The sequence below is a fragment of the Aestuariivirga sp. genome, assembly GCF_047602625.1.
Lineage (GTDB): Bacteria > Pseudomonadota > Alphaproteobacteria > Rhizobiales > Aestuariivirgaceae > Aestuariivirga.
This window is the reverse complement of record NZ_JASGGV010000002.1, coordinates 1,812,256-1,832,997: the sequence shown is the minus strand read 5'-3', so window position 1 is coordinate 1,832,997 and position 20,742 is coordinate 1,812,256. Positions and strand designations below refer to the sequence as shown.

The 20,742-nt window shown below is 60.1% G+C and carries 17 protein-coding genes and 1 tRNA gene; 10 read left to right on the top strand and 8 right to left on the bottom strand.

Going from position 1 to position 20,742, the window contains the following annotated elements; translation table 11 throughout:
* Positions 1-4: 4 nt before the first annotated feature.
* On the bottom strand, positions 5-2,941 hold the full coding sequence (gene polA / locus QM694_RS14055; protein ID WP_415007550.1) for a DNA polymerase I: 2,937 nt from the start codon (positions 2,939-2,941) through the stop codon (positions 5-7).
* Positions 2,910-3,968: an acyltransferase family protein gene (locus tag QM694_RS14050; protein ID WP_415007549.1), complete on the bottom strand. Its 1,059-nt coding sequence runs from the start codon at positions 3,966-3,968 to the stop codon at positions 2,910-2,912. Before QM694_RS14050 ends, polA begins: the two co-directional genes overlap by 32 nt.
* Positions 3,969-4,131: 163 nt before the next feature.
* Here QM694_RS14050 and QM694_RS14045 point away from each other — a divergent pair.
* Positions 4,132-4,208, top strand: a tRNA-Arg gene (locus QM694_RS14045).
* 312 nt (positions 4,209-4,520) lie between these two features.
* Here the strand turns inward: QM694_RS14045 and QM694_RS14040 are convergent.
* The 5 genes from QM694_RS14040 to QM694_RS14020 all read right to left on the bottom strand — a co-directional run bounded on the left by QM694_RS14040 (position 4,521) and on the right by QM694_RS14020 (position 8,785).
* The gene (locus QM694_RS14040) at positions 4,521-4,868 is read right to left on the bottom strand and encodes a hypothetical protein (protein WP_415007548.1); all 348 of its coding nucleotides are present in this window, start codon (positions 4,866-4,868) and stop codon (positions 4,521-4,523) included.
* Between the two features lie 94 nt (positions 4,869-4,962).
* Positions 4,963-6,291 (bottom strand): histidine kinase dimerization/phospho-acceptor domain-containing protein, encoded by a 1,329-nt coding sequence (locus QM694_RS14035; protein ID WP_415007547.1) that lies wholly within the window; start codon positions 6,289-6,291, stop codon positions 4,963-4,965.
* Complete coding sequence (locus QM694_RS14030; protein WP_415007546.1) at positions 6,288-6,962, bottom strand: winged helix-turn-helix domain-containing protein; 675 nt, start codon at positions 6,960-6,962, stop codon at positions 6,288-6,290. The genes QM694_RS14035 and QM694_RS14030 overlap by 4 nt, the downstream gene beginning before the upstream one ends.
* A gap of 5 nt (positions 6,963-6,967) precedes the next feature.
* Positions 6,968-7,231 (bottom strand): PepSY domain-containing protein, encoded by a 264-nt coding sequence (locus tag QM694_RS14025; RefSeq protein WP_415007545.1) that lies wholly within the window; start codon positions 7,229-7,231, stop codon positions 6,968-6,970.
* 442 nt (positions 7,232-7,673) lie between these two features.
* Positions 7,674-8,785, bottom strand: a protein-coding gene (locus tag QM694_RS14020) for an IS3 family transposase (protein WP_415007544.1) whose coding sequence is annotated in 2 segments (ribosomal slippage) — positions 7,674-8,533 and positions 8,533-8,785 — 1,113 coding nt in all. Because the reading frame shifts where the segments join, the coding sequence is not laid out codon by codon here.
* Positions 8,786-9,193: 408 nt separating this feature from the next.
* Between QM694_RS14020 and QM694_RS14015 the strand changes: the two genes are divergently transcribed.
* The 9 genes from QM694_RS14015 (at position 9,194) to QM694_RS13975 (ending at position 19,841) form a co-directional block, all read left to right on the top strand.
* Positions 9,194-11,152 carry a DUF4387 family protein gene (locus tag QM694_RS14015; protein WP_415007543.1) on the top strand — a complete coding sequence of 653 codons (1,959 nt, stop codon included), beginning with the start codon at positions 9,194-9,196 and terminating at the stop codon, positions 11,150-11,152.
* 34 nt (positions 11,153-11,186) lie between these two features.
* Complete coding sequence (locus tag QM694_RS14010) at positions 11,187-12,008, top strand: hypothetical protein (RefSeq protein ID WP_415007542.1); 822 nt, start codon at positions 11,187-11,189, stop codon at positions 12,006-12,008.
* A 17-nt stretch (positions 12,009-12,025) separates the two neighbouring features.
* Positions 12,026-13,669 carry an alpha-keto acid decarboxylase family protein gene (locus QM694_RS14005; RefSeq protein ID WP_415007541.1) on the top strand — a complete coding sequence of 548 codons (1,644 nt, stop codon included), beginning with the start codon at positions 12,026-12,028 and terminating at the stop codon, positions 13,667-13,669.
* 70 nt (positions 13,670-13,739) lie between these two features.
* On the top strand, positions 13,740-14,036 hold the full coding sequence (locus QM694_RS14000) for a hypothetical protein (RefSeq protein ID WP_415007540.1): 297 nt from the start codon (positions 13,740-13,742) through the stop codon (positions 14,034-14,036).
* A 17-nt stretch (positions 14,037-14,053) separates the two neighbouring features.
* The gene (locus QM694_RS13995; RefSeq protein ID WP_415007539.1) at positions 14,054-14,488 is read left to right on the top strand and encodes a hypothetical protein; all 435 of its coding nucleotides are present in this window, start codon (positions 14,054-14,056) and stop codon (positions 14,486-14,488) included.
* Between the two features lie 149 nt (positions 14,489-14,637).
* Positions 14,638-15,741 (top strand): alpha/beta fold hydrolase, encoded by a 1,104-nt coding sequence (locus tag QM694_RS13990; protein ID WP_415008637.1) that lies wholly within the window; start codon positions 14,638-14,640, stop codon positions 15,739-15,741.
* Positions 15,742-16,109: 368 nt separating this feature from the next.
* Positions 16,110-16,709, top strand: a complete 600-nt coding sequence (locus QM694_RS13985; RefSeq protein ID WP_415008636.1) for a gluconate 2-dehydrogenase subunit 3 family protein — start codon at positions 16,110-16,112, stop codon at positions 16,707-16,709.
* Positions 16,710-16,712: 3 nt separating this feature from the next.
* Positions 16,713-18,485 (top strand): GMC family oxidoreductase, encoded by a 1,773-nt coding sequence (locus QM694_RS13980; RefSeq protein WP_415007538.1) that lies wholly within the window; start codon positions 16,713-16,715, stop codon positions 18,483-18,485.
* 12 nt (positions 18,486-18,497) lie between these two features.
* Positions 18,498-19,841, top strand: coding sequence for a c-type cytochrome (locus QM694_RS13975; RefSeq protein ID WP_415007537.1), 1,344 nt, complete (start codon positions 18,498-18,500; stop codon positions 19,839-19,841).
* Positions 19,842-19,849: 8 nt separating this feature from the next.
* Here the strand turns inward: QM694_RS13975 and QM694_RS13970 are convergent, their stop codons facing one another.
* Entirely contained in the window at positions 19,850-20,731 is an 882-nt protein-coding gene (locus QM694_RS13970) for a PilZ domain-containing protein (RefSeq protein ID WP_415007536.1), read from the bottom strand.
* Positions 20,732-20,742 lie beyond the last annotated feature (11 nt).

Sequence of the window (20,742 nt, the reverse complement as noted above, 5' to 3'; positions counted from 1 at the left end):
CCGCTCAATGCGCCTCTTCCCAGTTCTGGGCGGCGCGGGCATCGACTTGCAGGGGGACGGTGAGCGCGACGGCGGGAAGCGGGGCTCCTTCCATCACCTTCCTCGCCACGGCCATGGTGTGCTCCACCTCCGCCTCCACCGCCTCGAAGATCAGCTCGTCATGCACCTGCAGCAGCATGCGGGCGGAGAGGCCTTGTTCCGCAAGCGCCCCGTGCATGCGCGCCATGGCGCGGCGGATGATGTCTGCCGCCGCGCCCTGGATGGGGGCGTTGATGGCGGCGCGTTCGAGAAAGGCGCGTTCCGACGCGTTCGGCGAATTGATGCGCGGGAAATGCGCGCGCCTGCCGAAGATGGTTTCGACATAGCCATCGGCCCGCGCGGCCTTGCGCGTTGACTCCATATAATCCCGGATGCCGGGGAAGCGCTTGAAATAGGTCTTGATGTAATCGCCCGCCTCCTCCCGCCCGATCGACAATTGATTGGCGAGGCCGAAGGCCGAGATGCCGTAGATGATGCCGAAGTTGATGGCCTTGGCCCTGCGGCGCACCAGCGGGTCCATGCCCTGAACGGGAACGCCGAACATTTCACTGGCCGTCATGGCGTGAATGTCGAGGCCATCGGCAAAGGCCTTCTTGAGCTGCGGAATATCGGCGACATGGGCTAGGACGCGCAGTTCGATCTGGCTGTAATCGGCGCTGATGAGCTTCGAGCCCGGCGGCGCGATAAACGCCGACCTGATCTTGCGGCCTTCCTCGGTGCGGACGGGAATGTTCTGCAGGTTCGGCTCTGTCGAGGAGAGCCGCCCGGTGGAGGTGGAAGCCAGCGAATAGCTGGTGTGGACGCGGCCCGTTTGCGGATTGATGTAGCCCGGCAGCGCATCGGTGTAAGTCGAGCGGAGCTTGGAGAGCTGCCGCCAGTCCAGCACGCGGCGGGCCAGCTCCACGCCCTGCGCCGCCAGATCCTCCAGCGTATCGGAATCGGTGCTCCAGGCGCCGGTCTGCGTCTTGCGGCCACCGGGCAAATTCATCCGTCCAAAGAGGATATCGCCCAGCTGCTTGGGCGAGCCGATGTTGAAGCGCTCGCCCGCCAGCGCATAGACTTCCGTTTCAATGGCCGCCGCCGCTGTGGCGAAGTCATTGGAGAGTTTCTTCAGCGTATCGGGATCAACCAGCACGCCTTCGCTTTCCATGCGCGCCAGAACCGGCACCAGCGGGCGCTCCAGCGTTTCATAGACGGTGGCCTTGGATTTCGCGGCGAGCCGGGGCTTGAGCAGCAGCCAGAGCCTGAGCGTCACGTCAGCATCTTCGGCGGCATAATGGGTGGCGCGGTCGAGCGGTACGCGGTCGAAGCTGATGGCCGATTTGCCGGAGCCCGCCACATCCTTGAAGGAGATGCACTTGTGGCCGAGATGTCGCTCCGACAGCTCGTCCATGCCATGGCCGACATCGCCCATTTCGAGCGTGTAGGAGATGAGCATCGTGTCATCGATGGGCGAAACATCGATGCCGTAACGCTTCAGGACTTCGAGATCATATTTGAGGTTCTGGCCGATCTTGAGGATCGAGGGGTCTTCCAGCAATGGCTTGAGATGCGCCAAGGCATCGGCCAAGGCGATCTGGCCTTCCACTTCCTCACCACCGAACAGGCCGCCGCCCGCCGCCTTGTGGGCGAGCGGGATATAGCAGGCCTTGCCCGGTGCTACGGCCAGCGACACGCCGACGAGATTGGCCTGCATGGAATCGAGCGCATCGGTTTCGGTATCGACGGCGAGAAAGCCCTGCTCCCGCGCGGCGGCGATCCAGCGGTCAAGGCTTTCGAGCGTGGTGACGGTTTCATACTCCGCATGGACGAAGGGAATGGCGAGGAGGGCGCTGTCATCCCGCGTGAGATCGGAGTCCGTGGCTGCGGGCGCGGGTTCAGGCGTTGCGGCAGGCGCTGTTTGCGGCGCGGCTTCCGCAGCGGGCGATTCCGGGGCGGCCTCAGCGCCATCCGGCGGCCAGAATTTCACCTCGACGGGGATGGGCTCAATGGCCGCCATATCGGCATCGAGTTCGCCCGCCACCTTGCGCATGAAGGAGGAAAATTCCAGCGCCTTGAGAAAGCCGATCAGCTCTGCCGCCTTCGGATCATCGACCGCGAAGGCGCCGATCTCGTGTTCCAGCGGCACCTTGTCATCCAGCGTGACGAGGTGCTTTGAGATGCGCGCCTGCTCCGCAAACTGCACGAGATTTTCGCGCCGCTTCTGCTGCTTGATCTCCGGCGCTTTGGCGAGCAGCGTTTCAAGATCGCCATATTCTGAGAGAAGCTGAGCCGCCGTCTTGATGCCGATGCCGGGAACGCCCGGCACATTGTCAACCGAGTCACCCGCCAGCGCCTGAACGTCGATCACCTTGTCCGGCGTGACGCCGAATTTTTCCAGAACCTCGGCCTCGCCGATCTCCCTGTCCTTCATCGTATCGTAAAGCGCCACGCCCTTGCGCACGAGTTGCATCAGGTCCTTGTCGGACGACACGATGCGGCAGGTGGCGCCCGCCTCCGCCGCGAGCCTGGCATAGGTGGCGATGAGATCATCGGCCTCGTAATTTTCCTGCTCCACGCAGGAGACATTGAAGGCGCGGGTGGCCTGGCGGATGAGGCCGAACTGCGGGCGGAGATCGGCCGGAGGCTCGGGCCGGTGGGCCTTGTATTCGGGATAGATGTCATTCCTGAAGGTCTTTGCCGAATGATCGAAGATGACGGCGAGATGGGTGGGCTTGTCGCCGCTTTTGGTTTCTTTCAGCAGTTTCCACAGCATGTTGCAGAAGCCCTGCACGGCGCCCACCGGCAGGCCATCGGACTTGCGCGTCAAGGGCGGCAGGGCATGATAGGCGCGGAAAATATAGCCCGATCCGTCGATCAGGTAGAGATGGTCACCGGGCTTGAGACTGGAGGGATTTGCCATGAACGGCACTATGCCATCCGGCCCCCGATGATGAAAGCCTTGCCCACTCGGGCCTCCGGAACAGGAAGGAGGCCCAAGTGTTGCGCGTGGCCCAGAACAGCAGCACCGGCCCCACCACGCCCGCCGCCGTGACGAGCAGCGACACAAGCGCCAGATCACCGGCGAGCGGCGTCTTCAGCAGCAGCGACCGCGCGCCCGCCATGAAGAGGAAGAAGGCGAGATAGATGACGATGGAGTTCTGCCCGCAATAGCGGAGCGGCTGGGCCAGCCTGGTCTTCGACAGCAGCACGCCAGACGACACCACCGCCAGCGCGCCGATGAAGCCCAGCACGAGGCTGACGCCGGGAAGCTGAGACCAGCCGTGATGCACCACGAAGGCATTGCCGAAACCCCAGATGACGAGGCCTGCGAAAATCACCGCCATCGGCCTTGCATCGACGCGGGACGCGAAGGCGAAGATATGGGAGGCCAGCCAGAAGCCGGCATAGAAATAGACGAAGCGGGCGGCGAATTCATCGATCAGCAGCCAGCCGGTGTTGAGGTGGCTCATTTCCAGAACGGCGCCCGCTGCAAACATCGCAAGCGGCGGCACGCGGCGCAGCGCCTTCACCACCACGAAGAAGATGGCCAGCATATAGATGAACCACAGCGTGCCGAAGGGTTCGATCAGCCCCAGCGCATAGTTCTGCGCGAGCCCCGTGACGCCGCCATCCTGATAGAGGCCATAGCCCTTGGTGAGGAACTGGATGGTCATCCACAGCAGATAGAAATAGGCGAAGTGCAGCACTTTGGAATCGAGATAGCCCGCCCAGGGCTTGTCGATGCGGGCGGCGAGGAAGAGGCCGGAGATCATGAAGAAATCCGGCATGCGGAAGGGCCTCGCCCATTCGATGAAGCTGTTGAGGGAAGACAATTCGCCCGCCGCCTTTTCCACGCCCAGCGTCGAATGCATCATCACCACGAGGATGATGCAGATGCCCTTGGCATAATCGACCCAGTCAATGCGCGGTTTCGCCGTGGCGGCCATGAGTTTTCTCCCGGCTGTGCCCCAATGGAACAGCGTGTGTGCGGTTTGAGGCTTTTTGTGCAAGGGCTGGGCCTTGCGGGACTTGGCGGGAAAACAGGGTAAATGCCGGAAACCCGGCCATTGCGCGGCAAAGTGTTGATCGGCTATAGGTTCAGCGCGAGTTGCACCCGTAGCTCAGCTGGATAGAGCGCTGCCCTCCGAAGGCAGAGGTCGCACGTTCGAATCGTGCCGGGTGCGCCATAAAATCAAACACTTAGCGCATAACACCAAATCCCGTCAGGGGCACCGGAAGCATATAGGAAGCGCTGGCGGGAAAAATATTTTTTCTCGTTCACGTCTCAGGAAGCACCTTCCCACCCGAGAAGCCGTTCCCGCCCGTCCCTTTGCTGTTCTTCACGGCGGGCGATCCGGCGACGCCGTCACCACTGAACTGCTGGTCCATCCAGTTGGGAGCAGGTTTTGGCTTGATTCGAGTTCCGCATGAGACCGGATCGAAACTTCAATTTCGTGGCCCACAATCCTTGAGCGATTGCCACTTTGGATGTCACACCCTCACGTGCAGGATTTTCCCATGGCGGGCGTGAGTTCCAGAGCGGGAGCCTTTATTGTCACATTGCGCATATAGCACAAAACACCGTCGTCCGGCGCTGAAATCCGGAGATCGAAAGTTCCCTCCTTGAGCGCCGGAATGACGACGGACTTTCCGTCATCCAAGGCGCCATCGGGAATCGCCTCCATGATGTTCTTGCCCCAAGCCTTCTTGCCGGGTTTAGAGACAAACATTTCGTCAATTGGCAATCCTGAATGGTTGGTGACTTTAATGCCGGCAGCTGAAGCTGTCGACGCAGAAAGAATCAAAAAAACAACAGCTATCGATCTTGCATTCATCGTCATCTCCATGGCACGCACCGGTTCGGTTGCCGCAGGAAAGAGAATATCCGCAGAACCCTGTCAGGTTGCTGTCAAAGTAGACGATGAGGCCGCCGCCGAATATTCAGTCTTTCTGGCCGGGCGGCAAATACAGCTCAAACGCAATGCTTTTATCGCTCCTGATTTCCCGGACGGAGCCGCCATGGATCCCTGCGATTTTCCGGACAATCTTCAGGCCAATTCCCAATCCTTCGTTTCGAGTGCGCATGCCTTGACTTTGACCGCTCAAAGGCCGCTCGCTCTCCACGCGAATGCAGCTTTCCAGAACAACGACCGAAATGCCAGTTCCTCGCGGCGTGTGAAAGACAGCATTTTCAATGAGATTTCTCAAGGCGTCTTTCAACAATGCCGGAATGGCTGATGCCATTGTTTTTTGCGACATGACGGCAAGTTCAATCGCGTGATTATTTTCGTAAATCCACGGCGCCAGCTGCGACACTGTTTCCTGGCAAAGGCCCGCAAGATTGACGGTTTCGAACATGCCGTGATCGAAGGATTCAAGCCGGGCCAGGGCCGTCATCTGATCCACAAACTGCACCAGTTCGTCGAGATCACGTTCGGCTTTGCGCGCCCGGGGACTCGATATGCGCTCCAATTCCAGTTTGATTGCCGCGAGCGGAGTCCTGACTTCGTGGGAAATTCCGGACGTAAGAGTCCTTTGTGCCTGCATCAACTCCCCCACACGCGCGAAGGCCTTGTTTACGGCATTCGTCAGATGAGCGATCTCCTGAGGCATGCCTTCAGATTGCAAATGCGAACGTGCATCCAGCGGATCCAGGACTTCCGCCGCCGCCGCGGCTCTGTGAACAGGTTTCAATGCCTGCCGGACAGAGAGCGTGGTGGCGCCCAGAACCAGAACCAGCAGTATTCCCATGGGAATGATCATGTGCTCCAGAACTTCATTCAGAAGGACGGATCGCACGACATCCTGCGGGTCACCGGCAGTTTCCACATCAATGACAAACACTTGGCCAGAGATAGAAAACGCCCTGCCCCCCACAAGAGCGAGCGGTTTGCCCGGAGTGACAGTTCGAAGCCAAAAATCGGGCGGATGAACTTCAATGGGCAGGAAACGCCCTTCGCAGGCATCGTCACAGGAATTGAAAATCAGGCTACCCGAAGCTTTCCGTATCCGCGCCACATAGCCGGTTTGCGGTCCTTCGTATCGGTCCGCGAGATATGCCGGCAGATGATAGGTGACAATCGAATCTCTTACCTGAATGCCTTCGGCAAGCCGCTCCGTCTCCTGTTCCACATAGAGCCGCGAAAGCTCTCCGACATTCCAGTAGTAGTTGAGAAACACCACGGCCAGTTGCAGGAGCATGGCGAGAATGGCAAAGAAAAAGACCCTTGTGACCAAAACGGAGCCTAGTGTCGGAGTCCCTCTGTTCACGGTCGCGTTCCGCGAAGAAGGTAACCCACACCCCTGATGGGCTCGATTGCGACGGTTGCGCCTTTGGCTGTCAGCTTCTTCCGAAGCCGCGATATTGTCAGCTCAATTGCGTTTTTGCTCCGCTCCGCTGAAAAGTCCGACAGGGCATGCTCAAGTTTCTGATTTGCAACGACCGTTCCCGCGGACCGCAAGAGCAACTCCAAAACCGAGGCTTCGGAATTCGTCAGTGCGAGAGACAACCCTGAGCATGCCGCCGTGCGCGAGGCCACATCCATCTTGAGGTTCGAGTATTCGAGAACAGGCATGGCAGAGACGGGCGATCTGCGCATCAAGGCCCGAACGGGACTGTGTCCGATATAGCGTGGTTCGGCACCGCTCAAAATGCCTTTGAGTTGAGCGGCGAGTTTCGCCGGTGTTGGAAAGAAGTCGGCAAAACGTGCGTGCCGGGAGCCACAAAATCCCCAGAAGAGGCGCACGATGAGAGCCAGAAAAACCACATACCCTGTGACCCGGTGCCAGTATTTTCCTTCGTCGAGAATGAAAAGATTCAGCACACAACACGTTACGATCGTCCAATGAAACGACCTTACCACCGGGTCCCAGACCACGATCTGATTCCGCGTGAGAGGAGGGCCCGCGCCCTCCTCTTGATCCTCTGACAAATACTTCATCGAGTTCAATCGTCCTTCTGGACAATTCCGCCATTCAAAGGATTGAAATAGACCTCGGCCCGCTCGCCGCTTTTGTCTTTGCCATAGATTTCATAGCAACTTCCGGTGATCTCAAAGGTTTTTACCTTGTATCCCAGGCTCTCGATGATTCCTTTCATCTTGGCTTCTGTCATCCACTCTGACTTTGGCCGGTCTGTGCAATTGGGACTGGCGTTGGCCGCGACGGAAAATACGGCACAAAATGCAGCGGTCATCGTAAGGGTTTTCATATCATTTTCCTGAGTGACACCACCCTGGCGGCGGCTCTCGCACAGATAACGATCAAGGCTGTCAGATCACCGTCAGTGTGATCAATGGACGCATTCAAGCATGCCAGCGCCGCATGGGTTTTGCGTTCTCATTCGCTGTATTCTTCGCTCTATCGTGTGTTGGAAGCCCGGCTTTCATCCCGGTCTCATGACAGTTGCGCTGGGGTATTTTGATTAAAAAGCGGCTTCAGCCTTACCAGGCCGTTCACGAGAACCCGCGCCACGAACGGGTATCCTTTGCTCTGGAGATTCCGGAACGGTGAAACTCACCCGTCCTGCTTCTCGCCCTTCGCCACGATGCGCAGGGAGCCATCCGGCAGAGGCCGCTGCACCTAAGCAGTGCCTCATGACCGCCCTACAACTCCTCCACAACTGTCTGACCTGCTTCCCTGAATGCCCTCGCTTATAGGTTGGTCCTGTTCAGGTTTTGGTCCATGTTGGACCGGTTTGCAAACTCGACTGGGGTGAGCCCGTTCAGGCTCGTGTGTGGGCGGTTCTGGTTGTAGTCGGTCCTCCATTCTTCGATGATGTTCTGCGCCTGCCGGTAACTTACGAACAAGTGCGCGTTGAGACACTCGTCGCGCAGTCGGCCGTTGAAGCTTTCGACGAAGCCGTTCTGCATGGGTTTGCCGGGGGCGATGTAGTGCCATTCGACGGCGTGTTCCTCTTGCCACTGCAGGATGGCATTCGAGGTGAGCTTCGTGCCGTTGTCACTCACCACCATCAGGGGACAGCCACGGCTTTCGACGATGCGGTCCAGCTCCCTCGCAACTCGGTGGCCGGAGATCGAGTTGTCGGCGACGGCGGCGAGGCATTCCCGGCTGAAGTCGTCGATGACACAGAACACCCGGAACCGTCGGCCATCGGTCAGGGCGTCGGACACGAAATCCAGGCTCCAGCGCTGGTTCGGCTCCTGCGGGATGTTCATGGGCGACCTGGTGCCAAGAGCCCGCTTCCGGCCGCCACGCTTGCGGACCGTAAGACGCTCCTCGCGATAGAGCCGATACAGCTTCTTCCAGTTCACATGGACGCCTTCACGCTCCAACAGGATGTGAAGCCGCCGGTAGCCGAACCGCCGCCGCTGGCTGGCAAGCTCCTTCAGCCGCCGCCGCAAGCCAGCATCGTCAGGGCGCTGTGACTGGTAGCGGTAGACCTTCGGATCGATCCCCACCAGGGCACAGGCATGGCGCTGGCTATACGCCTTCTCCTTCATCGCCCAATCCACGGCATTCCTCCTCGAACTGGGCGTCAGAAGTTTTTTGACAACATCTCGCGGAGTGTCGAGGCATCCATCATCGACTCCGCCAGCAGCTTCTTCAGCTTGGCGTTCTCTTCTTCCAGAGCCTTCAGCTTCCGGGCCTGGGACACTTCCATGCCGCCATATTGCGAACGCCACTTGTAGAACGTCGCATCGCTGATCCCGTGCTTCCGGCACAGATCCGCCGCCGACAAGCCAGCGCGATGCTCCTTCAGGATCGAAATGATCCGTTCCTCGGTGAACCTGCTCTTCTTCATCGTCCGTCTCATTTCCAGAGAACAGACTAACCGCAAACCGGGGACATTTCAGGGGAGCAGGTCACGACGCATCGTGCCTCGAAGGTGGCCTCCAGAGAAGCGGTGTAGTTTTGCGAATGAAAAGGCACTGCTTGAGTGCGAGAGCCGCTGAAATCACTGGCTGAAGTGCCGTCAATTTCCGCTCGCCGAACACTGTGAAGGGCGAGGGCTGCCGCTCCCGGCACACCGCGAGGAATCCGCCGGGGCCCGCGCGGGCAACAAGGCCGCGCCGCACGTTCAGCGGCCTGATGGTGCTCTATGCATCAATTTCAATAACATAGGAGTTCTCATCTTTACGGGTATCCTAAGGAATCTCTTGAAACGGCCCTTCAGGGGCGCATTGATGCCATCATCTCTGATGCGGGCTCGATGGATGCAGGCCCTTATTATCTCGGAACCGGCACGGAATATTTCGAGCGCGAGGCCGTGAAGGCGGACTGGCGCCACATGGTGGAAGCGGCGCAGAAGACCGGCGCGCCCGTCATCCTCGGCTCGTCCGGCATGGCAGGCGGTGACCGGAATATCGCTTATATGCTTGACGTGGCCAAGGAGGTGTTCGCGGAACTGGGCGTCAAGGACGCCAAGGTGGCGGTGATCGGCGCCGAGCTTGCCCCCGAGATCGTTATCAAGGAATTCCGCGCCGGGACTCTTCGTGCAACAGGTGCTGGGCCTGAGCTTTCCGAGGAGGCGCTCCGCGAAAGCACAATTGTGGGCCAGATGGGCATTCATCCGCTCATCACCGCGCTTGAGAGCGGAGCGCAATATGTGATCGCTGGGCGCTCGTGCGATATCGCCCTTTTTGCGTCTGACATGATCCGGCGCGGCATCGATCCCGGCATCGCCTATCACGTCGGCCATGTGCTGGAATGCGGGGCGCTGGCTTGCGATCCCGGTTCGCCGTCGGATTGTCTGGTGGCGGAAATCTATGATGACGGTTCGGCGCTTTTCGTCGCTCCCAACCCGCAACGGCGCTGCACACCCTATTCGATCGCCGCGCATTCCCTTTATGAAGAAAGCCATCCGCAGCTGCAGTTCTATCCGGAAGGCATTCTGGTGATGGAGAAAACGGAGTTCTTCGCCAAGGACTCGCGCACCGCCGGAATCCGCAACAGCCAGTTCGTGCGTTCATCAAAGCCTTGGCCGTGGAGCATCAAGCTCGAAGGCGCGCGCCGCCTCGGGGCGCGGAAAGTGTCGCTGCTGCGCATCGATCAGGCCGATTTGCCAAAAGTGCCCGCCGATGTTCTCGTCTATGGCCGCAACGGCGTTCAGGCCCGTCCCGTTTCCGGCGACGAGCGCGAACTGGGCATCATCATCGAAACAACCTCCAAGACGGAAGAGGGCGCGGTGCTGCTGGCCAGCCTGCTGACGCATTATCTCATCCACTATGGCTATCCCGGCCGCAAGGCGACAGCCGGCAATATCGCCTATCCGATGTCTCCGAATCTCGTCTCGTTTCAGCGCGCGGATGGCAGCTTTGGCGCCGTTGTGCCAAGTGGCACGCGTGATCCCGTGTTCTTCGAGAACTACGCCAAGGTGAAAGGCGCCGTGCTGAAGTTGATCCGGGAGGAGTTTCCCGATGCGCTGGCGAACGCCCGCTACGAGATCATCGATGCCGATGCCTGCAGCCCGGTGGCGCTCATCCGCACCGTTGACCGCGATCCCGCATTGCTGGCGAAGCGTCATGCGAAGGATGTGGCGAAGGTCACCTCGATTGTCCCCGCGCAGCCCGGCTCGCTGTTCAACCTTGATGCCGCGGATGCCTATGAGTGGACGCTCTATCATCTCCTGCAGAACGAGAGCGTGATCAAGGAAACGATGTTCCCCATCACCTATTATCAGGCGAACGGGAACGTGTGGACAAAGACCCGGTCGGCACGGCCAAATTATTTCGATATCGGCATCACCGGTTATAATGGAAATCTTGACGACCGCTCCCTGTCGCGCATATCCGATGTGCCTCCGGCGGGCCTCAGGCATGGCGACCAGCGGCTTCTTGATCTGGCCGTGGTCATCCGTTCGAAGGACGCGGGCATCAACCGGCTGACCTTCGACATCATCTTCAACTCGCCGGAACACTATGAAACGGGCCTGCGGTCGAACGTCTTCCACGCCGGCAGCATCGCGAAAATCCTGGGGCTTCCCGAAAAGCAGATCGTCGGCACCTTCTTTGTCGACAGCTGCAATGCCATCAAGATTTCCATCGACCGCCCGAATATTTCAGCATCGGTGGATGAACACGATGTATTCGGCGCGCAGCAGCAGTCACAGATCGAGCGCCTTGTGGTGCCGGTCTATACCGAAGCGCTCGCCAAGGCATCGGCGTTCTGACGTTTACCTGCTCCCATCACACAGGATTGCGGCCATGATCGAGTTATCTTCCCTGGCACTCACGCTGTTGCCAAAAATGGCCATTGCCGCGATCCTTGTGGTGGGCGCGACGCTGATTGCAGAGCGCGCCGGGCCTGTCGTCGGTGGCCTGGTGGCGACGCTGCCGCTGGCGAGCGGCCCTGCTTTTGCCTTCATCGCGCTGAACCATCCTACGAGTTTTATCGCAGGGACGGCGTTGTCGAGCCTCGGCGAGATCGTGCCGACACTTCTCTTTGTGGCGAGCTATGCCCTGCTTGCGCAACGGTTTCATGCGCTGGCCTGCATGGGCCTCGCTCTCGCCATCTGGGCCGTCTATGCCGTCCTTACTTTGTGGAGCGACCGCGGCATCGCCACCGCCCTGATCCTCAACCTTGTGGCGTTCCCGCTCTGCATCGCCCTGACCTATCACCTGGGAGACGCGAAGGTCCCTGCATCCCGGGCGAGCGCGCTTGACATCACCTTGCGGGCCGCCAGTGTCGCGGTGGTTGTCGCCGCCGTCGAGATTGCGGGCCTCATCGCCTCGCCCGCGGTGACGGGCGTTCTAGCCTGCTTCCCCATCGTTTTCGTCACCATGGCGGGCATCATACACTTTCGGCACGGCGGAAAGGCTGCAGCCGCCGTGCTTGCCCACTCTGCTCCTGGCCTTGCCGGTATTTCGCTGGCCTTCCTCGTCGTGAACCGGCTGGCCGAGCCGCTCGGCTCATGGCCCGCGCTGGGCCTCGGCCTGCTCACCTCAATCTGCTGGAATATCGCGCTGTTCCTTCTTCACAGGGCGCGGCCTTCCATGCGTTCCCAAATTGCTCTCGCTCAAAACTGATCTGAAGGACCAAAGCCATGACCAAGACTGTTATCGAATATGCCCTCTCCCGCCTGAGGGAGATCGGAATTGCCGATGTGTTCGGCGTTCCTGGTGACTATGCCTTTCCGGTCAATGACGCCATCTGCAATGATCCGCGCATGCGCTGGATCGGCTGCACCAATGAGCTGAACGCAGCCTATGCCGCGGATGGCTATGCCCGCATCAAAGGTGTTGGCGCGGTTTGCACAACATTCGCGGTTGGCGAGCTGAGCGCCATCAATGCCATCGCCGGATCCTATGCCGAGCATCTGCCGGTGTTTCATCTGGTGGGCATGCCGAACATGGCGACCCAGGCCGGCCGCAAGGCAGTGCACCATACGCTTGGCAATGGCGAGTTTGATCTGTTTCGCCGGATGAGCGAGCCGGTCACCGCCGCAACCGCGGTCATGATGCCAGAGACTGCGGCGCGCGAAACTGAAAGGCTGATTTTTGAAGCGCTTTACCATCGCCGCCCCGTCTACATGGGATTCCCGGCCGACCTGGCGCTGAAGCCGGTTCTTGATACCGCCGAACCCATCCCGATGCCGCCGAGCGATGCGCAAGCGCTGGCGCAAGTCAGCGCTGCGATCCTTGAAGCGCTGTCCAAGGCAAAAACTGCTGTCGTGCTGGCGGGCATGCTGGTGGGGCGCACGGGTCAATCCTCTGCGCTGTCAGAACTGCTCGACGCATCAGGACTTCCGTTCGCCACCATGTTCATGGGCAAGTCCGTTTTGGACGAGCAGCATCCCGGCTATATCGGCATGTATGATGGCAGCCTGCTGGAGCCCGAGGTGCAGAAGTTCGTCGAACATGCCGATCTGGTTCTCGATATCGGCGCGCCGCTGACCGACTTCAACAGTGGTGTGTTCACGGCCCGCCTTGATCCCGCCAAGACAATTTATATTGGCCATCACCATACACGCATCGGCGCAAAGACGTTCGCCAATGTCGAACTTGGAGACCTGCTCGCGGCGCTTGCCGCACGGCTCTCACGCCGCGACTGGCCAAAGAGAAAACCCTCGCAACTGGGCGCCGCCAAAGGATCGGGTGCAGACCCGATTACCGCCGATGCGCTTTATCCCCGCTGGGCAAAGCTCATTGAGGCCGGCGATGTGGTGATTGCCGAAACCGGCACCGCATCCATGGGGCTGGGTTTTGCGCTGCTGCCGAAAGGCGCGTCTTTCCACAATCAGACGCTCTGGGGTTCGATCGGCTGGGCCACGCCAGCTGCAGTTGGCGCTGCTACCGCAGCGCCCGGGCGCCGGACTGTTCTCATCACCGGCGAAGGGTCGCACCAGCTCACCGTTCAGGAACTCGGGCAATTTGCCAGGCTGGGGCTGAAACCCATCGTATTCGTGCTGAACAATGACGGATATCTCATCGAGCGCCTGCTCTGCAAGGACCCGGACATTGCCTATAATGATCTCGCTCAGTGGCACTATACGGAACTGCCGCATGCCTTCGGCTGTGAAGACTGGATGTGCCTGCGCGTGACCACTTGCGCGGAACTGGACGATGCCATGGCAAGGGCGAGAAATGCCAGCACGGGAGTTTACATTGAAGTCATTACCGATAAATACGTATCCTCACCCTTGGCGCTGAAACTGCATGACGCCATGCAGGCCATCTATCGGGCCTAAGGATAAGGAGCGCGCCTCAACCAGGCCCCAAACGGCAACTCACACTTTGTATTTTAAGAGGAGAAAGAGCATGTCCAAGACGCTAAGCCTTCCCATGCGGGCCGCTATTGTTGCCATGGGTCTTACAGCGGGGGTTTTTTCGCTGACAGACAGCGCCTCGGCGCATTACTGGCGGCACGGCTGCTGGGGCTGCGGGGCATTTGTTGCCGGAGCCATCGCGGGGGCCGCTGTTGCTGCGCCCGCCTATGTTCCGCCCTACTATTATCCGCCGCACCCAGTGCCGGTCTATCCGCCGGTTGTCTATCCCGCCTATCCCGCCTATCCGGTGTGCCCGGTTGGCGTGAAACCCTGGTATTGCGTGTATTGATCGGGAGAGGATGAATCATGTCCATAAAATCTTTTGTGGTGTTCGGCATCGCTGCGTTCAGCCTTTCTACCGCAACGGTGGCGCTGGCAGATGAAGCAGCCTCTACTAACCCGCCGCCCATCCCGACGCTTCGCTGCGAGATGAAGCACATGACGGCCTGCGATGCTGACGGCAAGTGCAAGTCCGGCAGCGAGATCGACGGTATGAAACTGCCTCTGAAAGTGACTGTCGATTTCGAGAACAGCGTCGTGGCTGCGGTGGATGAAACAGGCTATGCGCGCACCGACCATGCTGATCAGATCGTCAAGACGGAACAGCAATTGGTTCTGCACGGCGTCGACGGCGAATATGGCTGGCAACTGATGATCAGCGACAAATCGGAAATCGCCTCTCTGATGATGTCCACCGCCGACTCCTCGCTTGCGGCGTTTGGAACTTGCAGCAATAAATAAATTGTATCGCAGCACGCTCCGCCGCAGCCAGGCGGCGGAGATGCGCATATCCAATTTTCAAATTGTAACCCTGGGGCTTAAAAATGCAAATGCACCTTCCGCGCAGGCTTTTGTCATCCACCTGCCGCTTTTTCGCAATGGCATGCGTGATGTTGACTGCGGCGGCATTCCTGCCCGCCAATGCCTTTGCGGCAGCGGGCGCGCTCATCAGCGCCAAGCCCATGGAAGGTGCGCCGGATGGGTCCGCCGCCTATCGCATTCTCTACACCTCGACCGATGAAAATGGTGCTGAAGTTATGGTCTCCGGCGTCGTCATCATTCCCACCGCAGCGCCCATCCCGCCGGGGGGGCGGCGCATCGTCGCCTGGGCGCATCCGACCACGGGCGTGGTGGAGAAATGCGCGCCGTCGCTGGCGCATGTGTTCTTTGACTCCGTGCAGGGCCTGAAGGAACTGCTCGACCAGGGTTATATCGTCACGGCCACGGACTATCCGGGCCTCGGCACGCCTGAGGTTCATCCCTATCTGGTGGGCGCCAGCGAAGGGCATGCGGTGCTCGATTCCGTAAGGGCGGCGCGGCGGCTGCCGGGCGCCGAGGCGTCGCTGGACTATGCCGTCTGGGGCCATTCGCAGGGTGGCCATGCCGCGCTGTTTTCCGGGCTGCTGGCCAAATCCTATGCACCAGAGCTACATCTTGCCGGTATTGCGGTTGCCGCGCCCGCCACGGAACTTGCAACGCTCATGCAGGATGACCAGGGCACGGGCGGCGGCAACAACATTACCGCCATGACGCTGTGGTCATGGTCGCGCGTTTATGATGCCTCTCTTGATCCGGTCGTCCTGCCTGAGGCAAGGCCCGTCATCGACAAGCTGGCGGATCTCTGCATCGAGCGCTGGTTCGACATGCTCACCCGGCGCGGACCGACTAAAGAGCTTGAAAAGGGATTTCTGAGTGTCAGCGACCTGTCACAGGTCGAACCCTGGAAGCGTCTTTTGCGTGAAAATACGCCCGGCCCCCTTCCCGCCGATATTCCGGTTTTCGTCGTCCAAGGCAGCAAGGACGGGCTGGTGCGGCCGCAGGTGACGGCAGCCTATGCGCAATCCTTGTGCCAGCGCGGCAGCGCGGTAAAGTTCAAGATGTATGACGGCGTCACCCACGCTTTCATCGCCCGCGATGCCGCCCACAATGCGGTGGAATGGATGGCCAAACGCTTCGCCAATGAAGCGCCGCCCAGCGATTGCGGAAAGTTCTGACGGCTCTGCACCAGTTTCTGTTTCACAAGAGAAAATTTCCGCCGGGTGATTGCTCCGTTAAAAAATGGACATTGTATTTAACGCGCAAGGCCCGGAAGCGATCCCTGATATTGCGGCATATGAGGTATCCATTTCCATGGAGCCAATTTACTTTCCGCACTGCTTCAGAATGATAGACTGATCTTTCATCAGCTTGGCCAAATCTTTCGGCCAAACATCATCCCAGCCAAACCCAGCTTTCGACGCTCAGGTAAAAGGACAAGGCCATGATGGACAACTCCAGCCACACATCGCGGCGCGGATTTCTTCTGGGCACGGCAGCCAGCGCGACACTGATCCCGATGCCGCTTCAGGCCCGCGCCGAGGCGATGAAGGATCTGCCGCCGCTCGACCAGTACAAGCCTGAATATCTGAATGCCGATGAATGGGCCTTCGTGATGGCGGCGTGCGCCCGCCTTATCCCATCCGATGGCAACGGCCCCGGCGCCATTGAATGCCGCGTGCCGGTGTATATAGACCGGCAGTTGGCTGGCGATTTCGGCAAGGGCACGGACTGGTACATGGTTGGGCCGTACCAGCCCGCGGCCGAACCGACGCTCGGCTTCCAGAGCCCGCTGCCGCCGGCGGAGATTTACCGGCAAGCGATCCCTGCCTTCGACGCGTGGTGCAAGACCACGCATGGCGATGCGTTCGCCAAACTGCCCGCCGAAAAGCAGGACCAGGCGCTGACCTCCCTGCAGAAGGGCGAGGCGAAGCTTGAGCCGGAACTGCGTGACTTTTTTTCGTTCCTGCTGGCCAACACAAAGGAAGGCTATTTCGCCGACCCGAGCCACGGCGGCAATTACAAGATGCAGGCCTGGGTATGGATTGGCTTTCCGGGTGCGCGCGGCAATTTCACCGAATGGGTGGGCCGGCCCAACGCAAAATATCCGCCAGGCCCCGTGTCACTCAGCGGTGAGAGGGCTTGAACCATGGCTTCGAGAACCGATCCGAAAAAAGACGTTGTCATCATTGGGCTGGGCTGGACAGGCTCGATCCTCGGCATGGAACTGGCGCAGGAAGGGCTGAATATTCTGGCGCTCGAGCGCGGCGAAGACCGCAACACGGTGCCCGACTTTCAATATCCCGAGGCCTTCGATGAACTGAAATACGGCATCCGCTACGGGTTGATGCAGAAGCCAGCGAAATCCACCCTCACCATCCGCCACACAACCGATCAGGTGGCTTTGCCCTATCGCCATCTCGGCGCGTTCCTGCCGGGCGATGGCGTGGGAGGTGCCGGCGTGCACTGGAACGGCCAGACATGGCGGCAGATGGAGGTTGAACTCCGCCTCAAGAGCTATGTGGAAGAAAATTTCGGCGCCAAGATCATTCCGGAAGGCATGCAGTTGCAGGACTGGGGCGTGACGGCAGCGGAGCTTGACCCCTTCCATGCCAAGTTCGAGCGTGTAGCGGGCATTGCTGGCAAGGCCGGGAATCTGAACGGCAAGATTCAGGAAGGCGGCAATCCGTTTGAGGCGCCGCGCTCCACCGATTATCCGATGCCGCCGATGAAGAACACCTGGGATTCCGAACTCTTCGCCGAGACGGCGCGCAAGATGGGTTATCACCCGTTTCCCAGGCCTTCAGGCCACGCCTCCGTTCCTTATGTGAACGACTATGGCATGCAGATGGGACCCTGCAATTATTGCGGCTTCTGCGAGCGCTATGGCTGCAACAATTATTCAAAGTCGAGTCCGCAGGTGTGCGTTCTCGACGCGCTGAAGCGCATGCCGAATTTTTCCTACAAGGTGAATTCGGAAGTTCTGAAGATCGAGAAATCGCCGGACGGCAAGACGGCTTCTGGCGTGACCTATATCGACGGCAAGACGGGCGAAGAGGTGTTCCAGCCGGCGGACCTTGTGCTGGTGTGCGCCTTCTCGCTGCACAATGTGCACCTGCTGCTGCTATCCCAGATCGGCCAGCCCTATGATCCCGCGACAGGCGAAGGCGTGATCGGGCGGAACTATTCCTATCAGGTGACGGGCGGCACCTCGATGTGGTTCCGTGACAAGGTGTTCAATCCTTTCGTGGGCACCGGATCGGCCGGCATGTCGATGGACGATTTTTCAATCGGGCAGATCGATTTCGCCAAGGAAGGCTTCATCGGCGGCAGCTATATCACCGGCGCGCACACGGGCGGGCGGCCCATCGAGCAGATGTCGCTGCCGCCCGGAACGGCCTCATGGGGCGGCGGATGGAAACAGGCGGTGCATGACTGGTACGGCCACAACATGTCGATCGCCACCCATGGCTCCAACATGGCCTATCGCGACACCTATCTCGACCTCGACCCGACCTACAAGGACCGATATGGGCGGCCACTGATGCGCATGACCTTCGACTGGAAGGACAATGACATACGCATGACGCAGTTCATGCGCGGCAAGATCGAGGAAATGGCCAAGGCGATGAGCCCCGATTTCATGGCTTCGGGCTACAAGAAGCCGGGCGATCATTTCGACGTGACGGCCTATCAGTCCACGCATAACGTTGGCGGCGCGATCATGGGAACCGATCCCAGGACCTCGGCGCTGAACCGCTATCTGCAATCCTGGGACTGCCATAATGTGTGGGTGATGGGCGCCTCCGCCTTCCCGCAGAACACGCAATACAATCCCACCGGCCCGCTGGGCGGGCTAGCCTACTGGGCGGCACATGCTCTGCGTACGGACTATCTCAAGAATCCCCGGGCTTTGATGTGAGGAGGCGATGCCATGAAAACATTTCTCCGCGTCATCATCGGGCTGGCCGCTTTGGCGGTGATTGCCATTCTGGCGATCATCTATGTGCCCGCCGAACTGACGAAGCCCACGGAAAACCTCGCCGCTGACTGGAAGCCCGCGGCAGGGCAGGGCGAATATGCCATGCGCATGGCCGATTGCGCGGCCTGCCACACGGCCCCCGGCGGCGCATTCCTGGCCGGCGGGCGGGCGATCGACAGCCCGATGGGCACCATCTGGGCGTCCAACATCACGCCGGACAAAGACACCGGCATCGGCGCCTGGAGCCTTGATGAGTTCCGCGGCGCGCTTGTGGATGGCATCGGCAAGGGCGGCAGGCATCTTTACCCGGCCATGCCTTATGAAAATTACCGCAAGCTGTCGGAGCAGGATATCCGCTCGATCTATGATTATCTGATGCATGACGTGAAGCCGGTTTCCAACCGTACTCAACGCACGGCCCTTTCTTTCCCATTCAACCAGCGCTGGGGCATTCGCGTGTGGAACTGGGCGGCGCTGGGCGAAGCCGGGTTCAAGGCGAAGCCGGACAAGATTGCCGCCGACCCGGTGCTGGCGCGCGGCGCCTATCTGGTGGAGGGGCCCGGCCATTGCGCCGCCTGCCACAGCCCGCGCACGCCCATCATGTCGCAGAACGGCACCGATGCAGGGTCCGCCACATTCCTCACCGGCGGGGTGATCGGCAACTGGCCGGCGCCCGATTTGCGCACCGCGCATTCGGCGCTGATGAAGTGGTCGGACCAGGATTTGCTCGACTATCTCACCACCGGGCGCAACAGCCATGACGTTGTCTCGGGCGAGATGAAACTGGCTGTCGAAGAATCGCTGCAATATATGACGCCCGATGACGCCAAGGCGATGGTGGCCTATCTGCGCGCCATTGGAGAAACAGCGCCGACGCCCGAACCGCCCGCGCCGGCGGACCAGAAAGTCGCTGACCGCATCGCGGCGGCCAATGACCCGACGACCACGAAGCTCAAGGCAGCCACTGATCTGTCGCTGGGCGAACAGCTTTATCTCAACAATTGTTCGGCCTGCCACATGGCGGATGGCAAGGGCGCGGCATCGGTGTTCCCGTCGCTCGTCGGCAATGCGCTGGTGACGGCGAAACAGACAGGCGGCTTGACCGATACGATCCTCAACGGCGCGGAAATGCCTTCGACGGCAGCGCGGTCCGCCCGGCTTCGCATGCCCGCCTTTGCCAACCGGCTTTCAGACGATGATGTGGCTGTGCTGGAAAGTTTCCTGCGCAGCGGCTGGGGCAATTCCGCGGGCGCTGTTACGGCAGCGGACGTCGCCCCGCTGCGAAAGACACAATAAACTGGGGCTTAGCGTTTTGCGGCTGCGATTTCAGCCGGAAGGCGGCCCTCGGCGCTCAGATCGCGGAGATAGTTGCTGATGACATCTGCCGGAACGATGAGCGGCAGGCGTCCGGTGGGATAGTTCCCGGCGCCGGCCGTGCAGGTGAGGCGCAGATCGGGGAGGGTTTCCAGCGGATGGCGGCTTCCCACTTCATATTCAAGCACGCCGCCGTCACTGCTTGAGAAGGGAAGCTTCACCGTGCAGCAATGAACGCTTGCGCCCTGTTCAAGAACTGCGCTGGACGGCTGGCCGATCCGCAGCATGCGGCGCACCGACGTTACCTCGCGCATGTCCCAGCCTTCGGCCGGAACGATATGGAGGCCGAGCGACGGCAGGCAGATGAAGGGATGGCAGGCGCCGATTTCGCCGTTGTTGGTGAGATGGATTTCAACCAGGCAATCGCCCCGATCAGAATCCAGCGGATGCATTTCGTAGCCCAGGCGGAAATCGGGATGGATGTGGAGCGATTGCGGATCCGGCGCATTGGCCAGACGGTGCGCCGCCGGGATGCCGCTGTTGCTGTTGTCGCTCCTGAGAAGGCTGGGCGCCGATCCGTGCCGCTCGTCCAGCGTAAAGGGACGCGCCACAGCGGTGAAGCGGATGCCCACTTCATCGCCTGCACGCCAGGTGACTTCACTGGCTACGCGGATCGCCTCATCGGGAAGATAGAGATCGAAAAGCTCCGGCAACGGAAAACCCGAAGGCGGCTGAAGCCGTGCCCCGGTGAGGGAAATATCCGTCACCACCGCATCCACCACGGCGTTCGAATGCGGCAGGATCAGCTTGCCGGTTTTCAAAACCTTGTGGCGTAGCGCGGCACGCCGTTCGCTGGCGGCTTCATGGGTCATGGGCCGATCAT

What these genes read in the sequence shown, in the direction of transcription:
- polA (WP_415007550.1), bottom strand. Translation starts at nt 2,941, where the DNA reads ATGGCAAATCCCTCCAGTCTCAAGCCCGGTGACCATCTCTACCTGATC.
- QM694_RS14050 (WP_415007549.1), bottom strand. Translation starts at nt 3,968, where the DNA reads ATGGCCGCCACGGCGAAACCGCGCATTGACTGGGTCGATTATGCCAAG.
- QM694_RS14040 (WP_415007548.1), bottom strand. Translation starts at nt 4,868, where the DNA reads ATGGAGATGACGATGAATGCAAGATCGATAGCTGTTGTTTTTTTGATT.
- QM694_RS14030 (WP_415007546.1), bottom strand. Translation starts at nt 6,962, where the DNA reads ATGAAGTATTTGTCAGAGGATCAAGAGGAGGGCGCGGGCCCTCCTCTC.
- QM694_RS14025 (WP_415007545.1), bottom strand. Translation starts at nt 7,231, where the DNA reads ATGAAAACCCTTACGATGACCGCTGCATTTTGTGCCGTATTTTCCGTC.
- QM694_RS14015 (WP_415007543.1), top strand. Translation starts at nt 9,194, where the DNA reads ATGGATGCAGGCCCTTATTATCTCGGAACCGGCACGGAATATTTCGAG.
- QM694_RS14010 (WP_415007542.1), top strand. Translation starts at nt 11,187, where the DNA reads ATGATCGAGTTATCTTCCCTGGCACTCACGCTGTTGCCAAAAATGGCC.
- QM694_RS14005 (WP_415007541.1), top strand. Translation starts at nt 12,026, where the DNA reads ATGACCAAGACTGTTATCGAATATGCCCTCTCCCGCCTGAGGGAGATC.
- QM694_RS14000 (WP_415007540.1), top strand. Translation starts at nt 13,740, where the DNA reads ATGTCCAAGACGCTAAGCCTTCCCATGCGGGCCGCTATTGTTGCCATG.
- QM694_RS13995 (WP_415007539.1), top strand. Translation starts at nt 14,054, where the DNA reads ATGTCCATAAAATCTTTTGTGGTGTTCGGCATCGCTGCGTTCAGCCTT.
- QM694_RS13990 (WP_415008637.1), top strand. Translation starts at nt 14,638, where the DNA reads ATGTTGACTGCGGCGGCATTCCTGCCCGCCAATGCCTTTGCGGCAGCG.
- QM694_RS13985 (WP_415008636.1), top strand. Translation starts at nt 16,110, where the DNA reads ATGAAGGATCTGCCGCCGCTCGACCAGTACAAGCCTGAATATCTGAAT.
- QM694_RS13980 (WP_415007538.1), top strand. Translation starts at nt 16,713, where the DNA reads ATGGCTTCGAGAACCGATCCGAAAAAAGACGTTGTCATCATTGGGCTG.
- QM694_RS13975 (WP_415007537.1), top strand. Translation starts at nt 18,498, where the DNA reads ATGAAAACATTTCTCCGCGTCATCATCGGGCTGGCCGCTTTGGCGGTG.
- QM694_RS13970 (WP_415007536.1), bottom strand. Translation starts at nt 20,731, where the DNA reads ATGACCCATGAAGCCGCCAGCGAACGGCGTGCCGCGCTACGCCACAAG.